Here is a 19,761-nt window from a genome sequence, read left to right on the forward strand (position 1 = left end):
CCGTGGCGACGGCTGGTCGCAAGACCCCGAAATCGCCTTGATTTCAGGGGTTCGGACTGTATAGTCCGCCGCCTTAACCCTGCCAGTTCACGGTTGCCCGCTTATCCGCGGAAAGCCAGCCTCGGTGGCCCATGCCACCCCGGCCTGTGGGATTGGCTAGGTCCGGTCGGCTCGTCACTTTGATGGGACAGCTCCGGACCGCGAAAAGCCATAGGGAGTCTGTCGCTTATGTCGTTCTATGAGAACGTCTTTATTGCGCGTCAGGACGTCACCACCGCCCAGGTGGAAGCCCTGACCGAACTCTTCTCCGGGATCATCACCGCCCAGGGCGGGAATGTCACCAAGAAGGAATACTGGGGCCTGAAGAGCCTCTCCTACCGCGTCCGCAAGAACCGCAAGGGCCACTACACGCTCTTGAACATCGATGCGCCGGCCGCTGCCGTCATCGAGATGGAGCGCCAGATGCGCCTCCATGAGGACGTGCTGCGCCAGCTCACCGTCAAGGTCGAGGAGCTCGAAGAGGGCCCGTCGGCGATGATGCAGAGCAAGGGCGGCCGCGACCGCGACGATCGTGGTGACCGGGGCGACCGCGGTGATCGTGGCCCGCGCCGCGACCGCGACGACCGTGGTCCCCGTGGGGATCGGGGTGGTGACCGTGATGACCGCTTCCGCTCGGCCCGTGCGCCGCGCGTCGAAGCTTCCAGCGAAGGAGCATCCGAATAATGTCTGGTGAACGCGAAGGCCGCGAAGGCCGTGACGGCGGCCGCGAGGGCGGTCGTGGTGGTGGCGGCGGTGGCCGTCGTCCCTTCTTTCGTCGCCGCAAGTCCTGCCCGTTCTCGAGCGATAACGCGCCGAAGATCGACTACAAGGACGTCCGTCTGCTGAGCCGGTTCATTTCCGAGCGTGGCAAGATCGTGCCGAGCCGCATCACCGCGGTCTCGGCGAAGAAGCAGCGCATCCTGGCCCAGGCCATCAAGCGCGCCCGCTTCCTCGGTCTGCTGCCTTACGTGATTAAGTAAGGAGGACGGGAACATGGACGTCATTCTTCTGGAGCGCATCGAGCGTCTCGGCCAGATCGGCGATGTGGTGAAGGTGAAGCCGGGCTTCGCCCGCAACTTCCTGCTGCCGACCAAGAAGGCCCTGCGCGCGACCGACGAGAACAAGAAGCGTTTCGAGGCGCAGCGCGCGCAGATCGAAGCGAACAACCTGAAGCGCCGTCAGGAAGCCGAGAAGATCAGCGACAAGGTCGATGGCCTGAAGGTCGTGATCATCCGCCAGGCTTCCGAGACCGGCATCCTGTTCGGCTCGGTCTCGACCCGCGACATCGCGGAAGGCGTGACCAAGGCCGGCTTCACCATCGACCGCGCTCAGGTGAAGCTGGACAAGCCGATCAAGACCCTGGGCCTGCACGACGTGCGCGTCGCGCTGCACCCGGAAGTGATCGTGAAGGTCACCGCCAACGTCGCGAAGTCGGAAGACGAAGCGGCGGCGCAGGAGAAGGCCGGCGGCTTCGTCGCCGGTCAGGCCGAAGACCAGGCGCAGGCCGACCTCGACAAGCTGCTGGCCGAGGCCGAGCTGGCCACTGCCGGCACTGAAGAGGCTGCCCAGCAGTAAATCTCGCTGCACGGCGGTGAGAAAAACTCGGCCGCTCCCTGCAAGGGGAGCGGCCGAAGCTTTTTCGGAGAACGGCGCTGCGCGTTTTGCTTGGCCGTCGCCACGCCCTCCGTCGTCATGCCAAGGCTTGGCCTTGGCATCCACGAGTTTGAATCAATTCACTTAGTGCTGCCGAACGAAACTCGTGGATCCCAAGGGCCACGCCTTGGGATGACGAGCGAGTTTGAGGCGAGCTGTGGTGTTCGCTCTGCGAGAGCCGCAATGACGCTCTCGTGAGTGCGGAATCTTTTGCCTAGAGCACGACTCGATATCAGTCCTAGAATCGATCCCGGATATACACGCTATCCACAAGCAGATCGTCCGCCGGTCTATGACGCTCTGATGTATGGTCGCGCAAATGGAAACTGGATCGAACAACGTCACCAGGCTGCGCAGCGGCGACGGCTCCGTCGTGCCGCAGCGCACACCTCCCGTGAACTACGACGCCGAGAAGGCGTTGCTGGGTGCGATCCTCGCCAACAACCTGGTCTATGACCGCGTCAACGAGTTCCTGCGGCCGGAGCATTTCGCGGACTCGCTGCACGGCCGTATCTACGAGGCGATCGGCAAGCTGGTGCAGCGCGGCCAGATCGCCAACCCGGTGACACTGAAGAACCTGTTCGACCAGGACGGCGCGCTGGCCGAGATCGGCGGCGCACAGTATCTCGTCGATCTCGCGCAGTCGGTCGTGACGGTGATCAACGCCGACGACTACGGCCATGTCATCCACGACCTCTATCTGCGGCGCCAGCTGGTCGATCTCGGCGAGGTCGTGGTCAACGATGCCTACGTCTTCGGGCTCGAGGACACCGCCGTCCAGCAGATCGAGGCGACCGAGCTCAAGCTCTTCAACCTGGCGGAATCCGGCCAGACCGAGAAGGGCCCGCAGGGCTTCAACGTCATCCTGAAGAGCGCGCTGGACATGGCGGAAGCCGCCTTCAAGCGCGACGGCCATATCACCGGCGTCACCACCGGGCTCCGCGACCTCGACCGCACGCTCGGCGGCCTGCAGAAGTCGGACCTGATCATCCTCGCCGGCCGCCCGTCGATGGGGAAGACCGCGCTCGCCACCAACATCGGCTTCAACGCCGCCGAGGCGGCGCGCGACCCGTCCACGGGCGAGCGCCACCGGGTGGTGTTCTTCTCGATGGAAATGTCCTCGGAGCAGCTCGCCACCCGCATCATGGCGGAGAAGTCCGGCATCTCCTCGGACAAGATCCGCCGCGGCGAAGTCCGGACCGAGGACTTCCAGAAGATCGTCGAAGCCGCCCATGCCATGAACGAGGTGCCGTTCTTCATCGACGATACCCCGGCCTTGACCATTCCCATGCTCCGGACTCGTGCGCGGCGCCTGAAGCGCCAGCATGGCCTCGACCTCATCGTGCTCGACTATCTCCAGCTGATGCGCGGCTCGGGCTCGCGCGGCTCGGAGAACCGGGTGCAGGAAATCTCGGAGATCACCCGGGGCTTGAAGGCGATCGCCAAGGAACTCGACGTGCCGGTCCTGGCGCTCTCGCAGCTCAGCCGTGCCGTCGAGCAGCGCGACGACAAGCGGCCGCAGCTCTCCGATCTCCGTGAATCAGGCTCGATCGAGCAGGACGCCGACGTCGTCATGTTCGTCTACCGCGAGCAGTATTATCACGAGCGCGCCGAGCCCAATCAGCGCCCGGACGAGGACGACGGCAAGTTCAACGAGCGCCGTGATCGCTGGATGAAGCGGGGCGAAGAGGTGCACAACAAGGCCGACGTCATCATCGCCAAGCAGCGTCACGGCCCGATCGGCATCAAGCAGCTCTACTTCGAAGGCATGCTGACGCGCTTCAGCGATCTCGCCGAAGACGGATCGCTGCCTCAGCAATACGAGTAGCGATGCCAGACCCTTCCAATGGCTGACGCTTCGACGGCGGTCCTCAGCATCGATCTCGCCGCCATCGCCGAGAACTACAAGATCCTCCGCGAACAGGTGGCGCCCGCCACCTGCGGCGCGGCGGTGAAAGCCGATGCCTACGGCCTCGGCGCCGCGATGGTGGCGCCGGTGCTGCACCGCGCCGGCTGCGAGCATTTCTTCGTGGCGACCCTGGACGAGGCGCTGGCGCTCAGGCCGATCCTGCCGACCTCCCAGATCTACATCCTCAACGGTTTGCCCAGCGGCGCGGCCGACACCATCGCTGCCGAGCGGTTGATCCCCGTCCTCGGCACCCTGGCGCAGGTCGAGGAATGGGGGCGTTTCTGTCGCGCCAACCTGCCGCACCCCGCGGCGCTGATGATCGACAGCGGCATGTCCCGCCTCGGCCTCTCCGAAGCCGACATGATGCGCCTCGCCGGGGATCCCGCTCTGCTGGCGGGAGTTCCGGTCGTCCATGCGATGAGCCATCTCGCCTGCTCGGACGACGAGAAGCATCCGATGAACCTCAGGCAGCTCGCACTCTACAAGGCGCTGGTCGAACGCTTCCCCTGGCCGCAGGGCATCAAGCCGACCTTCGGCATGGCGGCATCCGCGGGCTGCTTCCTCGGCACCGACTACCTCTTCGACCTGGCCCGTCCCGGGGCGGCGCTCTATGGCCTGGAACCCATGATCGGGCACCCCAACCCGATGCGCCCGGTGGTCGCTCTGGAGGGAAAAATCCTGCAAATACGGGACGTTGACTTGGGTATGACCGTTGGATATGGTGCCACGCATCAATTCAGGGGTAAGTCACGCCTCGCGGTCATCGGGGTCGGTTATGCCGACGGAATCTTCCGATCGCTGGGCAATCGCGGCGCCGTTTTCGTCGCAGGGGAGCGGGCGTCCATCGTGGGCCGGGTTTCTATGGATCTGATGACCGCGGATATCGGCCATCTGCCTTCTTCCGCCGCCCGGGTGGGCGATGCCGTCGAGATCATCGGCCCGCACCAAAGCGTGGACGATCTGGCGCGCGATGCCGGCACGATCGGCTATGAGATCCTGACCGCCTTGGGCAGCCGCTATCTGCGCCGCTACCATCCCCCAGGGATTCACGATGCGGGGACCGCCGCGTGACCGCCGTCCTGCAACCGATCGGCCGCACTTTCCTGAACGGCCTCTCCGCCATGGGCCGGCTGACCCTGTTCGCCTTGGTCGCGATCCAGCATTGCCTGACCCCGCCCTTCTATCCGCGGCTGCTGGTTCGGCAGATGATCGAGATCGGCTACTACTCTCTGCCCTATGTCGGCATGACCGCGGTCTTCACCGGCATGGTCTTGGTGCTGCAGACCTATACCGGCTTCAACGTCAACGCCGAAGGCTTGATGCCGCAGATCGTGGTGCTCTCCTTGACCCGCGAGCTCGGCCCGGTGCTGGCGGCGCTGATCGTCGCCGGCCGGATCGGCGCCTCGATGGCGGCGGAGATCGGCACCATGCGGGTCACCGAGCAGATCGACGCGCTCTCGACCTTGAGCACCAACCCCTTCAAGTACCTGATCGCCCCACGGATCTGGGCCGGCGTCACCATGCTGCCGCTGCTGGTCGGCATCGGCGACGTCATCGGCGTGTTCGGCGGCTATCTGGTCGCCGTGCACAAGCTCAACTTCAACTCGGGCAACTTCCTGAAGAACATCGCCGAGGCGACCGAGTTCATCGACGTATTCTCGGGTCTGGTGAAGGCGGCGGTGTTCGGCTTCACCATCACCCTGATGGGCTGCTACCACGGCTTCAACTCCAAGGGCGGGGCCCAGGGCGTCGGCAAGGCGACCACCAACGCGGTCGCCACCTCGATGATCCTGATCCTGATCCTCGACTACATCCTCACTGAACTGTTCTTCTCCAAATGAGCAGCGATCTCAAAATCAAAGTGCGCGGTTTGAAGAAGCGGTTCGGCTCGAACGTCGTCCTCGACGGAGTCGACCTCGACGTGCCGCGCGGCCACTCGCTGGTGGTGATCGGCGGCTCCGGCACCGGCAAGTCGGTGATGATCAAGTGCATCCTCGGGCTTCTGAAGCCGGATGCCGGCTCGATCGAGATCGACGGCGAGGAAGTGGTCGGCATGAACGCGGCCGATCGAGAACGGGTGATGAAGAAATTCGGCATGCTGTTCCAGGGTGCCGCCCTGTTCGACAGCCTGCCGGTCTGGGAGAATGTCGCCTTCGGCCTGATTTCCGGCCGGCACATGAACCGCAAGGAGGCGAAGGAAATCGCCCTCCGGAAGCTCTCCGCCGTCGGCCTGCAGCCGGAAGTGGGCGAGCTGTTCCCGGCCGAGCTTTCCGGCGGCATGCAGAAGCGCGTCGGCCTCGCCCGCGCCATCGCCGCCGAGCCGGAGATCATCTTCTTCGACGAGCCGACCACCGGCCTCGACCCGATCATGGCCCAGGTGATCAACGAGCTGATCGTCACCTGCGTGGAAATGGTCGGCGCCACCGCGCTTTCGATCACCCATGACATGCACAGCCTGCGCGAGATCGGCGACCACGCGGCGATGATCTACCAGGGCAAGATCGTCTGGGCGGGCGCCGCCAAGGACATCGACAATTCCGGCAACCCCTATGTCGAGCAGTTCGTGAAGGGCAAGGCCGAAGGCCCGATCCGCATGCCGGTGCGGTCGTTCTGATGCAGCGAGTTTGCGGCACCCCCACCCCAACCCTCCCCCGAAGCCGGGGAAGGGAGTACCATGCTCGGTGCGCTCCTCCCCCATCTTTGGGGGAGGTTGGGTGGGGGTGCCGCACAAAGACTCTCACCGAATAGCGCAAGATGGCGAAATCCGCCGCGCGCTATGTCTGTCAGAATTGCGGTTCTTCCAGCGCCCGCTGGAGCGGGCGCTGCGATGCTTGCGGCGCCTGGAACTCGATCGTCGAAGAGGCGCCGCGCGAGAGCGCGCCCAAGGGTCTCACCGGCAAGAAAGGGAAGGGGATCGAGCTGGTCGATCTCGGCGGCCCGGTGCCGGACACCATCCGGCGCCCGACCGGCATGCCGGAGTTCGACCGCGTCACCGGCGGCGGGCTGGTGCGCGGCTCGGCGATCCTGATCGGCGGCGATCCCGGCATCGGCAAGTCCACCTTGCTGCTGCAGGTCGTGGTGGCGCTGGGCCGGCTGAAGCCGCCGATGGTCTCGGCCTATATCTCCGGCGAAGAAGCGGTGGAGCAGGTGCAGCTCCGCGGCAAACGCCTTGAACTCGGCGCCGGGGCGACCCGCCTCGCCGCCGCCACCAACATCCGCGACATCATCGCGACCCTGGAGACCGGCGAGCCGCCCGAAGCCGTGGTGATCGATTCCATCCAGACCATGTATCTCGACACGCTCGATTCCGCGCCCGGCACGGTCGCGCAGGTGCGGAGCTGCGCCGCCGAATTGATCCGCGTCGCCAAGCGCCGCGGCTTCGTGCTGATCCTGGTCGGCCATGTCACCAAGGACGGCCAGATCGCCGGGCCCCGCGTGCTCGAGCATATGGTCGATACCGTGCTCTATTTCGAAGGCGAGCGCGGGCATCAGTTCCGCATCCTGCGCTCGGTCAAGAATCGCTTCGGCCCGGCCAACGAGATCGGCGTCTTCGAGATGACCGATGGCGGCCTGGTCGAGGTCGCCAACCCCTCGGCGCTGTTCCTCGCCGAGCGCCGCGGCAACATCTCGGGCGCCGCGGTCTTCGCCGGCATCGAGGGCACGCGGCCGGTCCTGGTCGAGGTCCAGGCGCTGGTCTCTCCGTCTCCTCAAGCCACGCCGCGCCGTGCCGTGGTCGGCTGGGACGGCAACCGCCTCGCCATGGTGCTCGCGGTGCTGGAAGCGCGCTGCGGGTTGGGCTTCGGCGGCAACGAGGTCTATCTGAACATCGCCGGCGGGTTGCGAATCGCCGAACCGGCGGCCGACCTCGCCTGCGCCCTGGCGCTGATCTCCGCGCTGACCGACCGGCCGGTGCCCGAGGACATCGCGATTTTTGGCGAGATCGGCCTCTCCGGCGAGGTCCGGCGGGTCACCCAGTCCGAGTCGCGCCTGCGGGAAGCGGCCAAGCTGGGCTTCCGGCGGGCTTTGGCGCCCCAGGCCGTAAAAGGCGGCCGAAGGGCGCCGAAGATCGAGGGCCTGGAGGTCTTGGAAGTTGGCCACCTACAAGACATGATCGACTGGCTCTATAATGAGTCGCGTTCCAATTCGGTGCCGAAGCGGCCCGGCGTAGTCCAGGGTTAGCCCAAGGGGATGATCGCAGCGTGAACTTCATCGACGTCATCGTCCTGGTCGTGATCGGCCTCTCGGCGCTGATCGCCTTTTCCAACGGCTTCGTGAACGTGGTGCTGTGGATCCTCTCCTGGGTCGGCGCCGTGGTCGCGACGGTCTATTTCTTCCCCTTCGCCAAGCCGATCGCCGAGAAATATATCGCCGAGCCGCTGATCGCCAACGTGGTGACCGCGGTCGCGATCTTCATCGTGGCGCTGATCGTCTGCGCGGTCCTGAACCAGATCATCTCGCGTGCGGTCAGGGGCAGCGCGGTCGGCGCCATCGACCGCTCGCTCGGCCTGCTGCTCGGCCTGGTGATCGGCGCGGTCATCGTCTGCGGCGCCTATATGCTGATGGTCTGGGCCATTCCCGACGAGCGCGACCGGCCGCAATCTGTGGCCGAGGCCAAGACCCTGCCCATGGTCCAGAAGGGCGCCGAGATGCTCCGGAACATGGTCCCCGCCTATGTGATTGAGAAAGGCCAGGCGGTCATCGACCAGGGCGTGAAAACCCTCGGCGATCCCAGCAACATGGTCCCACAGCCCGGAACTCAACCCGGAACCCAGCCCGCTACCCCGGCCCCGCAACCCGGCGAAAACGGCACGAACCCGCCTCCCGCGGGAGGCACCGGTCAGACGCAAGGCTCCAATGCAGTTCCGGGGGCGAATCCCGATGGACAAGGGGCTACAGCCGGGTATAAGGACGCGCAACGGAACGACCTCGATCGGCTGATCGAGAGTTCTCAGTAGCGGCGCCTTCTTGCGGCGCCGCCGCGGTTTAGTTCAGAGCAGCATAGGGACGCCGACCCGGAAAATGCTCACGACGCACCCCTTCGACGACGATCATCTCAAGGAAGAGTGCGGCATTGTAGGCATTTACGGGGTCGATGAAGCCTCCGCCCACGCGGTTCTCGGCCTGCACGCCCTGCAGCATCGCGGCCAGGAAGCCGCCGGCATCGTCACCTTCGACGGCCAGCGTTTCCACGCCCATCGCGAGATGGGCCATGTCGCCGACAGCTTCAACAAACAGTCCGTGGTCGAGCAGCTCAGGGGCCATGCGGCGATCGGCCACGTCCGCTATTCCACCACCGGCGACACCATCTTGCGCAACGTGCAGCCGCTGTTCGCCGAGCTCGCCTTCGGCGGCTTTGCGGTCGGGCATAACGGCAACCTCACCAATGCGACCGCGGTTCGCCGCGAGCTGGTGAAGCGCGGCTCGCTGTTCCAGTCCACCACCGACACCGAGGTCATCCAGCACCTGATGGCGACCCATCTCCGCGGCAATGTGGTGGATCGCCTGATCCACGCGCTGCACCAGGTGGAAGGCGCCTATTCGCTGGTCGCGCTGGCCAACGACATGGTGATCGGCGTCCGCGATCCGCTGGGCGTGCGCCCGCTGGTCCTGGGCAAGCTCGGCACCGGTTACATTCTCGCCTCCGAGACCTGCGCCCTCGACATCGTCGGCGCCGACTTCGTCCGCGACATCGAGGCGGGCGAGATGGTGGTCATCGACCGGAACGGCATCAAGAGCTCGAAGCCGTTCACGCCCGCGCCGAAGAAGTTCTGCGTCTTCGAATACATCTACTTCGCCCGGCCCGACAGCGTCATGGAAGGCACCAGCATCTACGACGCGCGCAAGGCGATCGGCCGCGAGCTGGCGAAGGAATCCCCGATCGACGCCGATGTGGTGGTGCCGGTGCCGGATTCCGGCGTGCCGGCGGCACTCGGCTTCGCGGAAGGCTCCGGCATCCCGTTCGAATACGGCATCATCCGCAACCACTATGTCGGCCGCACCTTCATCGAGCCGACCGACCACATCCGGCATCTGGGCGTGCGGCTGAAGCACAACGCCAACCGCGCCAAGGTCGCGGGCAAGCGGGTCATCCTGGTCGATGACTCGATCGTGCGCGGCACCACCTCGAAGAAGATCGTCGAGATGATCCGCGCCGCCGGCGCGACCGAAGTGCATATGCGCATCTCCAGCCCGCCGACCAGCCACTCCTGCTTCTACGGCATCGACACGCCGGAGCGGAAACAGCTGCTCGCCTCGCGCATGGACCTCAAGGAAATGGCCGCCTTCATCGGCTGCGATTCGCTGGCCTTCATCTCGATCGACGGCCTTTATCGCGCCATGGGTCACAAGAATCGCGACCCCAATGAGCCGCAATATTGCGACGCCTGCTTCACCGGCGATTATCCGACCGAATTGACCGACCAGACCGGCGGCGACGGCACCCACCAACTCTCCCTGCTCGCGGAACGCGCCTCGTAATGGCTGATCCGCTCCTGGAGTCTGCGGGGGGTCGTCTCGCGGGCAAGATCGCGCTCGTGACCGGGGCTTCGCGCGGCATCGGCAAGGCCGTGGCCAGGCTCTTTGCGCGCGAAGGCGCCGAGCTGATCCTGGTCGCGCGCACCACCGGCGGCCTCGAGGAGCTGGACGACGAGATCCGCCAGATCAACGGCAAGACCAGCCTGCTGGTGCCGCTCGACCTGCGCGAGTTCGAGGCCATCGACCGGCTGGGCTATGCGCTCTACGAGCGCTACGGCCGCCTCGATGTGCTGGTCGGCAATGCCGGCGATCTCGGCACCCTGGCGCCCTTGGGCCATATCGAGCCGGCGGAATTCCAGCGCGTCATGGACATCAACCTCACGGCGAACTGGCGCTTGATCCGCAGCCTCGACCCGCTGCTGCGCCAGTCGGAAGCGGGCCGCGCGATCTTCGTCTCCTCCAGCGTCGGCCACCAGGCGCGCCCGTTCTGGGGCACCTATTCGATCTCCAAGGCGGCGCTCGAGATGCTGGTGAAGATCTACGCCGAGGAAGTGAAGTCCACCAAGATTCGCGCCAATCTTATCGACCCCGGCCGCACCCGCACCGGCATGCGCGCCGCCGCCTATCCCGGCGAGGACCCGCAGACCTTGCCGACCCCGGAGCAAATCGCCGAAAAATTCCTCCCGCTCGCCTGCACCGACTTCGACGGCAACGGACAGGTCGTGAAGGCGCAGTAGCGCTGGTCACGGCCGCCGCAGGCAAGCTCCATAAGCGAGCAGCGTCGTGACCGCACCGGTCGCGCCGAAGAACAGCAGTGGTTCCGGCGTAGCGAGACTCTGTGCTTTGAAAATCAGCAGAGCGGCCAATGCATCAGCCAGGCCACCAATCGCCGCGCCGGCAACCATGCTGGTCAACCAGTTGAGGCGACCGGCTTTGCGCAGCCAGTAGGCCGCAATGGCGAAGACGATAGCGCAGGGGATCGATACCGGAAGGCTGAACATCAGCACCATGAAGTAGTACTGAAAGAACCGGCCGATCAGCTCGCCCACGGTTATGTGCGGCAGACGGCCCTCGAGCAGGACGGGTTCAATGGCCATGACGGCAAAGAGCGCGAGCGGCGCTATGAGGATGGCGACGAGACCGGCAAGGGCGCATCGGCCGAAGGCCCCGCTGCGTTGGTCGGCTTCGCGGTCTGAGATCTGCGTCTTCCAATTGCGCTCGTCGTCGTCGACCACGTTTACCCGACTACCCCCGCCGCTTGTTCTCCAGCGAGATGCTGCGCCCGACTTCGGGCGGCAGCGGCAGATGCGCATGCGCTTCCTTCACCCGGCTGATCAGCGCGAAGATGTCGTCCGGCATCTCCGCCACCTTGCGCTTGTTCATGTCGATGAACAGGATCATCCATTCGCAGGTCGCGGCCAGCTTCATTGTCTCGCCGTGGCGCATCTGCTGAAACCAGTGGAAGCGCTTGCGGTTGAAATCGACCAGCTGGGTCTCGATCCGGATCGGGTCGCCCTCGAACAGCTCGCGCTGGTAGGTGATGTGCATCTCCGCCGCCATGGTCGAGACGCCGCGGCGCTCGATCATGTCGAAGCCGAACTGGATCGCTTCATAGGCGGCGTCGAACCCCTCGTCGAACGCCTTCAAGTAGTAGGCGACGTTCATATGCCCGTTGCCGTCGATCCATTCGGGGATGACGCGCAGGTCGGTGGAGACGAAGGGGGCGGGGATGGGGGCGCGGAGGTCATGGGGCATGGGGCGCACCTTGCGGTGCAGCAGGCGCCCGGTCAAGCGGCGCCACAATGCAGGTGGTTCGGGCAAAACGGCGGTCCTAAACCGGCGCTTCGGGGCCGATCCGGGATCGTGAAAAAGCCGCCAAACCCCCGAGAAATATGAACAAGATCAAGCCGGGAATTGACACCGTTCCGGGAACAGGCCTACGTTCCGCTCCAACGGGGACGGGCCACAAGAACCAATCCATAACGGCTCCCCGGGACAACACGTGAGGGAGACTCAAATGAAAGCACGGCTTATCACCGCCACCGCGGCGCTCGCTCTGATGATGGGCATCGCCGCGTCGGCGCAAGCGGCCTCGACTCTCCGCTACTGCTCGGAAGGCAGCCCGGAAGGTTTCGGTCCGCAGCTCTTCGACGCCGGCACCACGCTCGATGCGGTGCGCCCGATCTTCAACCGCCTGATCGAGACCAAGTTCGGCACCACCGATCCGGTGGCCTCGCTCGCCGAGAGCTGGGAAGTCAGCGATGACGGCAAGACCTACACCTTCCATCTCCGCAAGGGCGTGAAGTTCGGCGCCACCAAGTATTTCAAGCCGACCCGCGAGTTCAACGCCGACGACGTGGTGTTCAGCTTCAACCGCATGCTGGACAAGAACAACCCCTACAACGCCGTCAGCGGCGGCACCTATGCCTACTTCGAAGGCATGGGCATGGGCGACATCATGAAGAGCGTCGAGAAGGTCGACGACCACACGGTCAAGATCACGCTCAACAACCCGGAAGCGCCGTTCGTCGCCGAGCTCGGCATGGAGTGGGCGTCGATCCTCTCCAAGGAATACGCCGATCAGCTCGAGAAGGAAGGCAAGAAGGACCAGATCGACCAGATGCCGGTCGGCACCGGTCCCTTCACCTTCGTCGCCTATGAGAAGGACGCGGTGATCCGCTACAAGGCCAACCCGGACTATTGGCGCGGCAAGCAGAAGGTCGACAACCTGGTCTTCGCGATCACCAAGGATCCGAAGACCCGCATGGCCAAGCTGATGGCGGGCGAGTGCGACATCTACCCGTATCCGGCCCCGGCCGACCTCGCGCTGCTGAAGGCCAATCCGATGCTCACCGTCGGCGAGTCGGAAGGCCCGAACGTCGCCTACTTCATCATGAACAACAAGATGAAGCCCTGGGACAACAAGATCGTCCGCCAGGCGATGAACATGGCGTTCAACAAGGAAGCGATCGTGAAGGCGGTCTTCCTGGGCGGCGCCAAGGTGGCGAAGAACGCGCTGCCGCCGACCATCTGGGGCTACAACGACGACGTCCAGCCGTATCCGTATGATCCGGCGAAGGCGAAGGAGATGCTGGAGAGCCAGGGCGTGAAGGACCTGTCGGTCGACCTCTGGTACCAGCCGGTCTCCCGTCCCTACAATCTGGACGGCAAGAAGATGGGCGAGCTGATGCAGGCCGACCTCGCCAAGGTCGGCATCAAGGCGAACCTGGTCACCTATGACTGGGCCGAGTACCTGAAGCGCATGCATGCCGGCGAGGCCCCCTTGGGCCAGATCGGCTGGGGCGCCGACATCGGCGATCCGGACAACTTCCTCTACTTCCATGGCTGCGGCGGCACCGGCAATCCTCCGGGCCAGAACAATGAGAAGTGGTGCAACAACGAGTATGACGCACTGCTGAAGCAGGCCAAGGAGACCTCGGACCAGGACAAGCGGACCGAGCTCTACAAGAAGGCCCAGCAGCTGATGCATGACGAGGCGCCGATCGTGCCGATCGTGCATTCGCTGACCTTCATGCCGATGAGCAAGAAAGTTGACGGCTACGTCATCGATCCGCTCGGCATCCACAACTTCGAAAACGTCGGTTTGAAGTAACCGCGTTTGCTGAACTGATGGCACCGGCGGGGGATAGCTCCTCCGCCGGTGCGCGTTTTTTGAGCCTGCCGATCGCCTCATGATCCGTTTCGTCTTTCAACGCCTGCTGCTGATCATCCCGACTTTCCTCGGGGCGGCGCTGCTGACCTTCGTGCTGATCCATTCCATCCCCGGCGATCCGCTGCAGATGCTGCTGGGCGAGAAGGTGATCGATCCGGTGCGGCACCAGGAGCTGCTGGATCAGATGGGCCTGGGCAAGCCGCTGCCGATCCAGTTCATCGACTACATCTGGAACGTGCTGCAGGGCGATTTCGGCAAGTCGATCCAGAGCAAGAACAGCGTGCTTCAGGACTTCTTCGCGCTGTTCCCGGCGACCCTCGAGCTCGCGCTCTGCGCCATGGTCTTCGCGATCCTGGTCGGCATCCCGGCCGGCGTGCTGGCCGCGCAGCGCCGCGGCTCGGTCTACGATCATACCATCATGGGCGCGGCCTTGACCGGCTATTCGATGCCGATCTTTTGGTGGGGCCTGCTGCTGATCCTGTTCTTCTCGTTGAAGCTCGGCTGGACGCCGGTCTCGGGCCGCATCAATCTCGACTACTATTTTGACGAGGGCACCGGCTTCATGCTCTGGGACTCGCTGATGTCCGGTGAGGAGGGCGCCTTCCGCTCGGCCTTGAGCCATCTCATCCTGCCGACCATCGTGCTCGGCACCATTCCGCTGGCGGTGATCGCGCGCATGACGCGCTCCGCCATGCTCGAGGTGCTGGGCGAGGACTATGTGCGGACCGCGCGCGCGAAAGGCCTCTCTGGCTTCCGCGTGGTCGGCATCCATGCGCTCCGCAACGCGCTGATCCCGGTCGTCACCGTGATCGGCCTCCAGGTCGGCACCTTGATGGGTGGCGCCATCCTGACCGAGAACATCTTCTCCTGGCCCGGCGTCGGCTCCTGGCTGGTGAACTCGATCTACCAGCGCGACTATCCTTCGGTGCAGGGCGGCGTGCTGCTGATCGCCGGCTTCGTCATCCTGGTCAACCTCTCGGTCGACCTCATTTACGGCCTGCTCAATCCACGGATCCGGGGGCGCCGATGAGCAATGTCGCCAACACCGCCGGGGCGATAGCGCCGAAGCCCGCGCCGGTGCTCACCCCGGGACGCGAAGTCTGGCTCTCGCTGCGGTCCAATCGCGGCGCCATGGGCGCGCTCACCATCATCGTGCTGCTCATTCTCTGCGCGATCTTCGCGCCCTTGCTGGCGCCCTACGACCCGTCGACGCAGTTCGACCCGATCAATCTCACGCTCCAGCCGCCGGCCTGGGATCCGGCCGGCAGCACCCGGTTCCTGCTCGGTACCGACGGGGTCAGCCGCGACATGCTCTCGCGCATCATCTACGGCTCGCGCTATTCGCTGTTCATCGGCCTCATCGTCGTCACCCTGTCGCTGACGGTGGGCGTGATGTTCGGCCTCGTTTCCGGCTTCTATCGGGGCACCATCGACACCCTGATCATGCGCCTGATGGACATCATCCTGTCGCTGCCCAGCCTGCTGCTGGCGATCGTCATCGTCGTCCTGCTCGGCACCGGCTTGACCAACGCGATGATCGCCGTCGCCATCACCAACATCCCGCACTACGCGCGGCTGACCCGCGCCGCGGTGATGACCGAGCTCACCAAGGACTACGTGGTCGCCTCTCGGGTCTCCGGCGCCGGTACGCCCCGCCTCATGTTCAAGACCGTGCTGCCGAACTGTCTTGCGCCCTTGATCGTGCAATCCACTCTCGGCATCTCCTCGGCGGTGCTCGATGCTGCGGCCTTGGGCTTCCTCGGGCTGGGCGCGCAGCCGCCGACGCCGGAATGGGGCACCATGCTGGCCGACGCGCGGCAATACATCGACAGCGCCTGGTGGGTGGTGACCTTCCCCGGACTCGCCATCCTGGTGACGGTGCTGGCCTTCAATCTCCTCGGCGACGGGCTCCGCGACGCGCTCGACCCGAAGCTGAAGCGCTGACCATGGCCCTGCTCGAGATCCGCAATCTCTCGGTCGAGTTCCAGACCCATCGCGGGCCGTTCCGCGCGGTCGACGGCATCGACCTCACCATCGACAAGGGCGAGCTGATCGGCGTGGTCGGCGAATCCGGCTCCGGCAAGAGCGTCACCATGCTGGCTGTCATGGGCCTCATTCCCTATCCCGGCAAGGTCATCGCCGACCACATGACCTTCGACGGCCAGGAGCTCCTCGGCCTCAGTCCGCGCGCGCGCCGCAAGATCATCGGCAAGGACATCGCCATGATCTTCCAGGAGCCGATGACCAGCTTGAACCCGTGCTTCACGGTCGGCTTCCAGATCATGGAAGCCCTGGCGGCGCATGAAGGCGGCAGCCGCAAGCAGCGCCGCGACCGCGCGGTGGAATTGCTGGCCCAGGTCGGCATCCCGGCGCCGGAGACCCGGCTCTCAGCTTTCCCGCATCAGCTTTCCGGCGGCATGAGCCAGCGCGTGATGATCGCGATGGCGATCGCCTGCAACCCCAAGCTGCTCATTGCGGATGAACCAACGACCGCACTCGACGTCACCATCCAGGCGCAGATCCTCGATCTCCTGGTCGATCTGCAGAAGCAGCGCCACATGGCGATGGCCCTCATCACCCATGACATGGGCGTGGTCGCCGAGACCGCCGAGCGCGTGATCGTCATGTATGCGAGCCAGCAGGTCGAGATCCAGCCGGCGGCGCAGCTGTTCGAGAATCCGCGCCACCCTTACACCGCCGCTTTGCTGGAGGCCCTGCCGGAGCGCAGCCACGACCAGCGCCGCCTCGCCACCATCCCCGGCATGGTGCCGGGTATCGCCGACCGCCCGACCGGCTGCGTCTTCAACCCGCGCTGCGGCTTCGCCACCGACCGCTGTCGCGCCGAGCAGCCTCAACTCACCGGACCCTCCGGTGTGCTGGCGCGCTGCCACTATCCGCTGGTGGACGGTCGTCCGACCAACCACCCGGACCCGCGCTGGAGCATCAACGGCGGCCCGGAAGCGATGCACCATGTCGAGGGCGCCCGGCCGAAAGGGCTCGGCCTATGACCGTGGCCCCAGGCAACACGGTCCTCGAGGCCCACGACCTCCACCGCCATTACAGCGTCTCGCGCGGCGTGTTCCGCGGCCACGCCAGCTTGAAGGCGGTCGCCGGGACCAGCTTCGCGCTCGAGGCCGGGCGGACGCTCGCGGTGGTCGGCGAATCCGGCTGCGGCAAGTCCACGCTCGCCCGCATGGTCACCATGATCGAGAAGCCGACCAGCGGCAGCCTCACGCTCGACGGCACCGAGGTGGCGACCGCCTCCGACTCGATGCTGAAGGCGCTGCGCCCCAAGGTGCAGATGGTGTTCCAGGATCCCTACGGCTCGCTTAATCCCCGCAAGCAGATCGGCCAGATTCTGGAAGAGCCGCTGGAGATCAACACCAACCTGAACGCCGCCCAGCGCCGCGAGCAGGCGCAGGCCATGCTGGCGCATGTGGGCTTGAGGCCCGAGCATTACAGCCGCTATCCGCACATGTTCTCCGGCGGCCAGCGCCAGCGCATCGCCATCGCCCGCGCGCTCATGCTGAAGCCGAAGATCGTGGTGGCCGACGAGCCGGTCTCGGCGCTCGACGTCTCGATCCGTGCCCAGGTCCTGAACCTGCTGATGGACCTGCAGGCGGAGCTCAACCTCGCCTACATGTTCATCTCGCACGACCTCTCCGTGGTCCGGCACATCGCCGATGACGTGATGGTCATGTACCTGGGACGGCCGGTGGAGCAGGGCAGCAAGCAGACCGTGTTCACACGGGCCCGCCACCCCTATACCCAGGTCCTCCTGGCCGCGACTCCGTCGGTCGATCCCAAGGCCCGCTCCAAGCGGATGACGGTCAAGGGCGAGCTCCCGTCGCCGATCAACCCGCCCCCCGGCTGCGCCTTCCACCGGCGCTGCCCCTTCGCCACCGAGCGCTGCGCCCAGGAACGGCCGGAGCTCCGCCCGGTCGATGACCGGCTGGTCGCCTGCCACTACGCCGAGACCACCCTTTAAAGCATTTCCCTGATTAAGGATTTCCGGGGCGAATTGCTGCTGGGAATGTGGGCTTTGCGGCATTTCTGCAACAGTCTGTGCCGGGCGGCCCACAGGCCATCCATGAGTCTTCTAGTCTTTGACCGGGTCCTATGGTAGTCACGTCAGGCCAATGGGTTGGCGGCCAAAGGAAGCGGATTCCGGCCAGATGAGTGTTGGGGGTCACAGACTCATTCCGTTACCCTTGGTTAATGTCTTGATGTAAAGATGACTCAGTGGCCCGGCTCGGTCGGGCGCTGATCGGGTGAGATTTGAACCGTTGGTGCGGACGGCCGCACTAGGGATGAGGAATAAGCGGTCGAGTGGCCCGTTGAGACCATGGGCGGCGAGATCGGCAGTACAGGGACTAGGGGATCCATGCATTTCGAGGTCAAATTCGGACGGGTGTTGCTGGCAGCCGGGACTCTTTCCGTGGCGCTGGCGATCGGCGGCTGCGCGAGCGAGCCGGATCCGAGCGACGAGGCGGCGGTCCAGGCTTACAACGAGGCCAACGACCCGCTCGAGCCGATGAACCGCTACTTCTTCGAGGTGAACCACTTCCTCGACGAAGTCATCGTGAAGCCCTTCGCCGGCTACTACCACACGGCTCTGCCGCAATTCGCGCAGGACAGCGTACGCAATGTGGTGCGCAACCTGCACTCGCCGACCATCCTGGCGAACGACCTGTTCCAGGGCGGCTTCGATCGCGCCGGCGACACCAGTTCCAGGTTCCTGATCAACAGCACGCTCGGCGTGGCCGGTCTGATCGACGTCGCCGACATGTTCGGCATCAAGTATCACGACGAGGATTTCGGCCAGACGCTCGGCTACTACGGCAGCGGCGAAGGCCCGTACCTGATGCTGCCGATCCTCGGCCCCTCGAACCCGCGCGACCTGACCGGCAAGATCGTGGACTACGCCTTGGATCCGCTGACCTGGGTCGGCTACATCTACAACGTCGGCTGGATCAACACCGTCCGCGGCGGCCTCGAGGGTCTCGACACCCGCGCCCGCAACATGCAGGCGATCGAAGAGCTGCAGAAGGGCTCGGTGGACTTCTACGCCACCATCCGCAGCCTCTATCGCCAGCACCGCAACGACGCGATCCGCAACGGCGAGGATCCGGACGACATGCTCTCCGGCATCACCACCGACATCCCTGAGGACGGCGCCAATGCGCCGACCGTCATGCTCACGCCGACCACGACCCAGACCGACGGCGTGCCCCAGGTGAGCGAAGCGAACTGATTGGCCCAGTGTGAGCGAAGCGAACTGACACCCACCATGCACAACCGACGCACCCTTCTCATGACGGCGGCCGCTGCGGCGGCCCTGCTCGCAACCCCGGCTTGGGCCGCGACCGACCTCTCGGCTTTCGTCAACCAGGTCGCTGACGAGGCGATCACCAGTCTCAAAGAGGCCGGTCCGACCGATCCGGCGCGCGCCGCGGCCCTGAAGCCGCTGCTGCTGAAGTATTTCGACATGCCCGGCATGGCCCGGCATGTGCTCGGCGCCTACTGGAAGAAGATCACGCCGGAGCAGCAGGAAGCCTTCGTCAACCAGTTCACCAACTACATCGCCTCGGTCTATGGCCAGCGCTTCAAGGCCTACAAAGGCCAGAAGCTCGAGGTGAAGCGGGTCCGCGACGAGGGTGCGCGCGCCATCGTCTTCACCGCGGTCGCGGAGGGCAGCGAGGATGCCGGCGCCCGGGTCGATTGGGAGATCAGCAACAACGGCTCCGAGCCGCGGATCGCCGACATCCGGGTCGAGGGACTGAGCCTCTCCGATACCCACCGCCAGGAATTCACCTCGGTCCTGTCGCAGCACAACGGCGACATCAGCGCGCTGATGGGCATCCTGAAGAACAAGTCGCTGGTCAACTGACCGGGCGATATCGGTTTTGAAGCGGCCGCGATGCAAATCGCGGCCGTTTTCGTTGGTGCGCGCCGAGCGCTGGATCTAACGCGCTCAGGCTGCACGGGGGGCCCCCCCCCCCACCCCCCCCCC

The 19,761-nt window shown here is 65.1% G+C and carries 20 protein-coding genes; 18 read left to right on the forward strand and 2 right to left on the reverse strand.

All coding sequences use genetic code 11. From position 1 onward, the window contains the following. Positions 1-228 precede the first annotated feature (228 nt). The 11 genes from rpsF (at position 229) to ACH2CY_RS27305 (ending at position 10,812) form a co-directional block, all read left to right on the forward strand. The gene (gene rpsF / locus ACH2CY_RS27255) at positions 229-723 is read left to right on the forward strand and encodes a 30S ribosomal protein S6 (protein ID WP_395023128.1); all 495 of its coding nucleotides are present in this window, start codon (positions 229-231) and stop codon (positions 721-723) included. Next, positions 723-1,019, forward strand: a complete 297-nt coding sequence (gene rpsR, locus ACH2CY_RS27260) for a 30S ribosomal protein S18 (RefSeq protein WP_395023130.1) — start codon at positions 723-725, stop codon at positions 1,017-1,019. The genes rpsF and rpsR overlap by 1 nt, the downstream gene beginning before the upstream one ends. A 13-nt stretch (positions 1,020-1,032) precedes the next feature. Beyond that, entirely contained in the window at positions 1,033-1,614 is a 582-nt protein-coding gene (gene rplI / locus ACH2CY_RS27265) for a 50S ribosomal protein L9 (RefSeq protein WP_395023131.1), read from the forward strand. Positions 1,615-2,011: 397 nt separating this feature from the next. Beyond that, a complete protein-coding gene (locus ACH2CY_RS27270) occupies positions 2,012-3,520 on the forward strand; it encodes a replicative DNA helicase (protein WP_395023132.1) in 1,509 nt (502 codons plus the stop codon). An 18-nt stretch (positions 3,521-3,538) separates the two neighbouring features. After that, entirely contained in the window at positions 3,539-4,672 is a 1,134-nt protein-coding gene (gene alr, locus ACH2CY_RS27275) for an alanine racemase (protein ID WP_395023133.1), read from the forward strand. After that, entirely contained in the window at positions 4,669-5,442 is a 774-nt protein-coding gene (locus ACH2CY_RS27280; protein WP_395023134.1) for an MlaE family ABC transporter permease, read from the forward strand. The genes alr and ACH2CY_RS27280 overlap by 4 nt, the downstream gene beginning before the upstream one ends. Then, positions 5,439-6,215 carry an ABC transporter ATP-binding protein gene (locus tag ACH2CY_RS27285; RefSeq protein WP_395023136.1) on the forward strand — a complete coding sequence of 259 codons (777 nt, stop codon included), beginning with the start codon at positions 5,439-5,441 and terminating at the stop codon, positions 6,213-6,215. The genes ACH2CY_RS27280 and ACH2CY_RS27285 overlap by 4 nt, the downstream gene beginning before the upstream one ends. 140 nt (positions 6,216-6,355) lie before the next feature. Beyond that, positions 6,356-7,780 (forward strand): DNA repair protein RadA, encoded by a 1,425-nt coding sequence (radA, locus tag ACH2CY_RS27290; RefSeq protein ID WP_395023138.1) that lies wholly within the window; start codon positions 6,356-6,358, stop codon positions 7,778-7,780. Between the two features lie 20 nt (positions 7,781-7,800). Then, on the forward strand, positions 7,801-8,556 hold the full coding sequence (locus ACH2CY_RS27295) for a CvpA family protein (protein WP_395023139.1): 756 nt from the start codon (positions 7,801-7,803) through the stop codon (positions 8,554-8,556). 64 nt (positions 8,557-8,620) lie between these two features. Continuing rightward, positions 8,621-10,078: an amidophosphoribosyltransferase gene (gene purF / locus ACH2CY_RS27300; RefSeq protein ID WP_395023141.1), complete on the forward strand. Its 1,458-nt coding sequence runs from the start codon at positions 8,621-8,623 to the stop codon at positions 10,076-10,078. After that, positions 10,078-10,812, forward strand: a complete 735-nt coding sequence (locus ACH2CY_RS27305; RefSeq protein ID WP_395023142.1) for an SDR family NAD(P)-dependent oxidoreductase — start codon at positions 10,078-10,080, stop codon at positions 10,810-10,812. Before purF ends, ACH2CY_RS27305 begins: the two co-directional genes overlap by 1 nt. A 6-nt stretch (positions 10,813-10,818) precedes the next feature. Here ACH2CY_RS27305 and ACH2CY_RS27310 read toward each other — a convergent pair whose 3' ends face one another. Both ACH2CY_RS27310 and ACH2CY_RS27315 read right to left on the reverse strand, forming a co-directional pair. Then, positions 10,819-11,310, reverse strand: coding sequence for a hypothetical protein (locus tag ACH2CY_RS27310; RefSeq protein ID WP_395023144.1), 492 nt, complete (start codon positions 11,308-11,310; stop codon positions 10,819-10,821). 10 nt (positions 11,311-11,320) lie between these two features. Next, on the reverse strand, positions 11,321-11,830 hold the full coding sequence (locus ACH2CY_RS27315) for an acyl-CoA thioesterase (protein ID WP_395023145.1): 510 nt from the start codon (positions 11,828-11,830) through the stop codon (positions 11,321-11,323). Between the two features lie 262 nt (positions 11,831-12,092). Between ACH2CY_RS27315 and ACH2CY_RS27320 the strand changes: the two genes are divergently transcribed. The 7 genes from ACH2CY_RS27320 to ACH2CY_RS27350 all read left to right on the forward strand — a co-directional run bounded on the left by ACH2CY_RS27320 (position 12,093) and on the right by ACH2CY_RS27350 (position 19,638). Further along, on the forward strand, positions 12,093-13,688 hold the full coding sequence (locus ACH2CY_RS27320; protein WP_395023146.1) for an ABC transporter substrate-binding protein: 1,596 nt from the start codon (positions 12,093-12,095) through the stop codon (positions 13,686-13,688). A 79-nt stretch (positions 13,689-13,767) separates the two neighbouring features. Further along, positions 13,768-14,778, forward strand: coding sequence for an ABC transporter permease subunit (locus tag ACH2CY_RS27325; protein ID WP_395023147.1), 1,011 nt, complete (start codon positions 13,768-13,770; stop codon positions 14,776-14,778). Continuing rightward, positions 14,775-15,692 (forward strand): ABC transporter permease subunit, encoded by a 918-nt coding sequence (locus tag ACH2CY_RS27330; RefSeq protein ID WP_395023148.1) that lies wholly within the window; start codon positions 14,775-14,777, stop codon positions 15,690-15,692. The genes ACH2CY_RS27325 and ACH2CY_RS27330 overlap by 4 nt, the downstream gene beginning before the upstream one ends. Before the next feature lie 2 nt (positions 15,693-15,694). Next, a complete protein-coding gene (locus ACH2CY_RS27335) occupies positions 15,695-16,756 on the forward strand; it encodes an ABC transporter ATP-binding protein (protein WP_395023149.1) in 1,062 nt (353 codons plus the stop codon). Continuing rightward, positions 16,753-17,736, forward strand: a complete 984-nt coding sequence (locus ACH2CY_RS27340; RefSeq protein WP_395023150.1) for a peptide ABC transporter ATP-binding protein — start codon at positions 16,753-16,755, stop codon at positions 17,734-17,736. Before ACH2CY_RS27335 ends, ACH2CY_RS27340 begins: the two co-directional genes overlap by 4 nt. A gap of 396 nt (positions 17,737-18,132) precedes the next feature. Beyond that, entirely contained in the window at positions 18,133-19,002 is an 870-nt protein-coding gene (locus ACH2CY_RS27345) for a VacJ family lipoprotein (protein ID WP_395023151.1), read from the forward strand. A 36-nt stretch (positions 19,003-19,038) separates the two neighbouring features. After that, entirely contained in the window at positions 19,039-19,638 is a 600-nt protein-coding gene (locus tag ACH2CY_RS27350) for a phospholipid-binding protein MlaC (protein WP_395023152.1), read from the forward strand. The last annotated feature ends 123 nt before the right edge of the window (positions 19,639-19,761 follow it).

This window comes from Dongia sp. (assembly GCF_041905885.1).
Lineage (GTDB): Bacteria > Pseudomonadota > Alphaproteobacteria > Dongiales > Dongiaceae > Dongia.

Excerpts from the sequence above, each read along its gene's own strand:
- rpsF (WP_395023128.1), top strand. The coding sequence starts at position 229 with ATGTCGTTCTATGAGAACGTCTTTATTGCGCGTCAGGACGTCACCACC.
- rpsR (WP_395023130.1), top strand. The coding sequence starts at position 723 with ATGTCTGGTGAACGCGAAGGCCGCGAAGGCCGTGACGGCGGCCGCGAG.
- rplI (WP_395023131.1), top strand. The coding sequence starts at position 1,033 with ATGGACGTCATTCTTCTGGAGCGCATCGAGCGTCTCGGCCAGATCGGC.
- ACH2CY_RS27270 (WP_395023132.1), top strand. The coding sequence starts at position 2,012 with ATGGAAACTGGATCGAACAACGTCACCAGGCTGCGCAGCGGCGACGGC.
- alr (WP_395023133.1), top strand. The coding sequence starts at position 3,539 with ATGGCTGACGCTTCGACGGCGGTCCTCAGCATCGATCTCGCCGCCATC.
- ACH2CY_RS27285 (WP_395023136.1), top strand. The coding sequence starts at position 5,439 with ATGAGCAGCGATCTCAAAATCAAAGTGCGCGGTTTGAAGAAGCGGTTC.
- radA (WP_395023138.1), top strand. The coding sequence starts at position 6,356 with ATGGCGAAATCCGCCGCGCGCTATGTCTGTCAGAATTGCGGTTCTTCC.
- purF (WP_395023141.1), top strand. The coding sequence starts at position 8,621 with ATGCTCACGACGCACCCCTTCGACGACGATCATCTCAAGGAAGAGTGC.
- ACH2CY_RS27305 (WP_395023142.1), top strand. The coding sequence starts at position 10,078 with ATGGCTGATCCGCTCCTGGAGTCTGCGGGGGGTCGTCTCGCGGGCAAG.
- ACH2CY_RS27315 (WP_395023145.1), bottom strand. The coding sequence starts at position 11,830 with ATGCCCCATGACCTCCGCGCCCCCATCCCCGCCCCCTTCGTCTCCACC.
- ACH2CY_RS27320 (WP_395023146.1), top strand. The coding sequence starts at position 12,093 with ATGAAAGCACGGCTTATCACCGCCACCGCGGCGCTCGCTCTGATGATG.
- ACH2CY_RS27325 (WP_395023147.1), top strand. The coding sequence starts at position 13,768 with ATGATCCGTTTCGTCTTTCAACGCCTGCTGCTGATCATCCCGACTTTC.
- ACH2CY_RS27330 (WP_395023148.1), top strand. The coding sequence starts at position 14,775 with ATGAGCAATGTCGCCAACACCGCCGGGGCGATAGCGCCGAAGCCCGCG.
- ACH2CY_RS27335 (WP_395023149.1), top strand. The coding sequence starts at position 15,695 with ATGGCCCTGCTCGAGATCCGCAATCTCTCGGTCGAGTTCCAGACCCAT.
- ACH2CY_RS27340 (WP_395023150.1), top strand. The coding sequence starts at position 16,753 with ATGACCGTGGCCCCAGGCAACACGGTCCTCGAGGCCCACGACCTCCAC.
- ACH2CY_RS27345 (WP_395023151.1), top strand. The coding sequence starts at position 18,133 with ATGCATTTCGAGGTCAAATTCGGACGGGTGTTGCTGGCAGCCGGGACT.
- ACH2CY_RS27350 (WP_395023152.1), top strand. The coding sequence starts at position 19,039 with ATGCACAACCGACGCACCCTTCTCATGACGGCGGCCGCTGCGGCGGCC.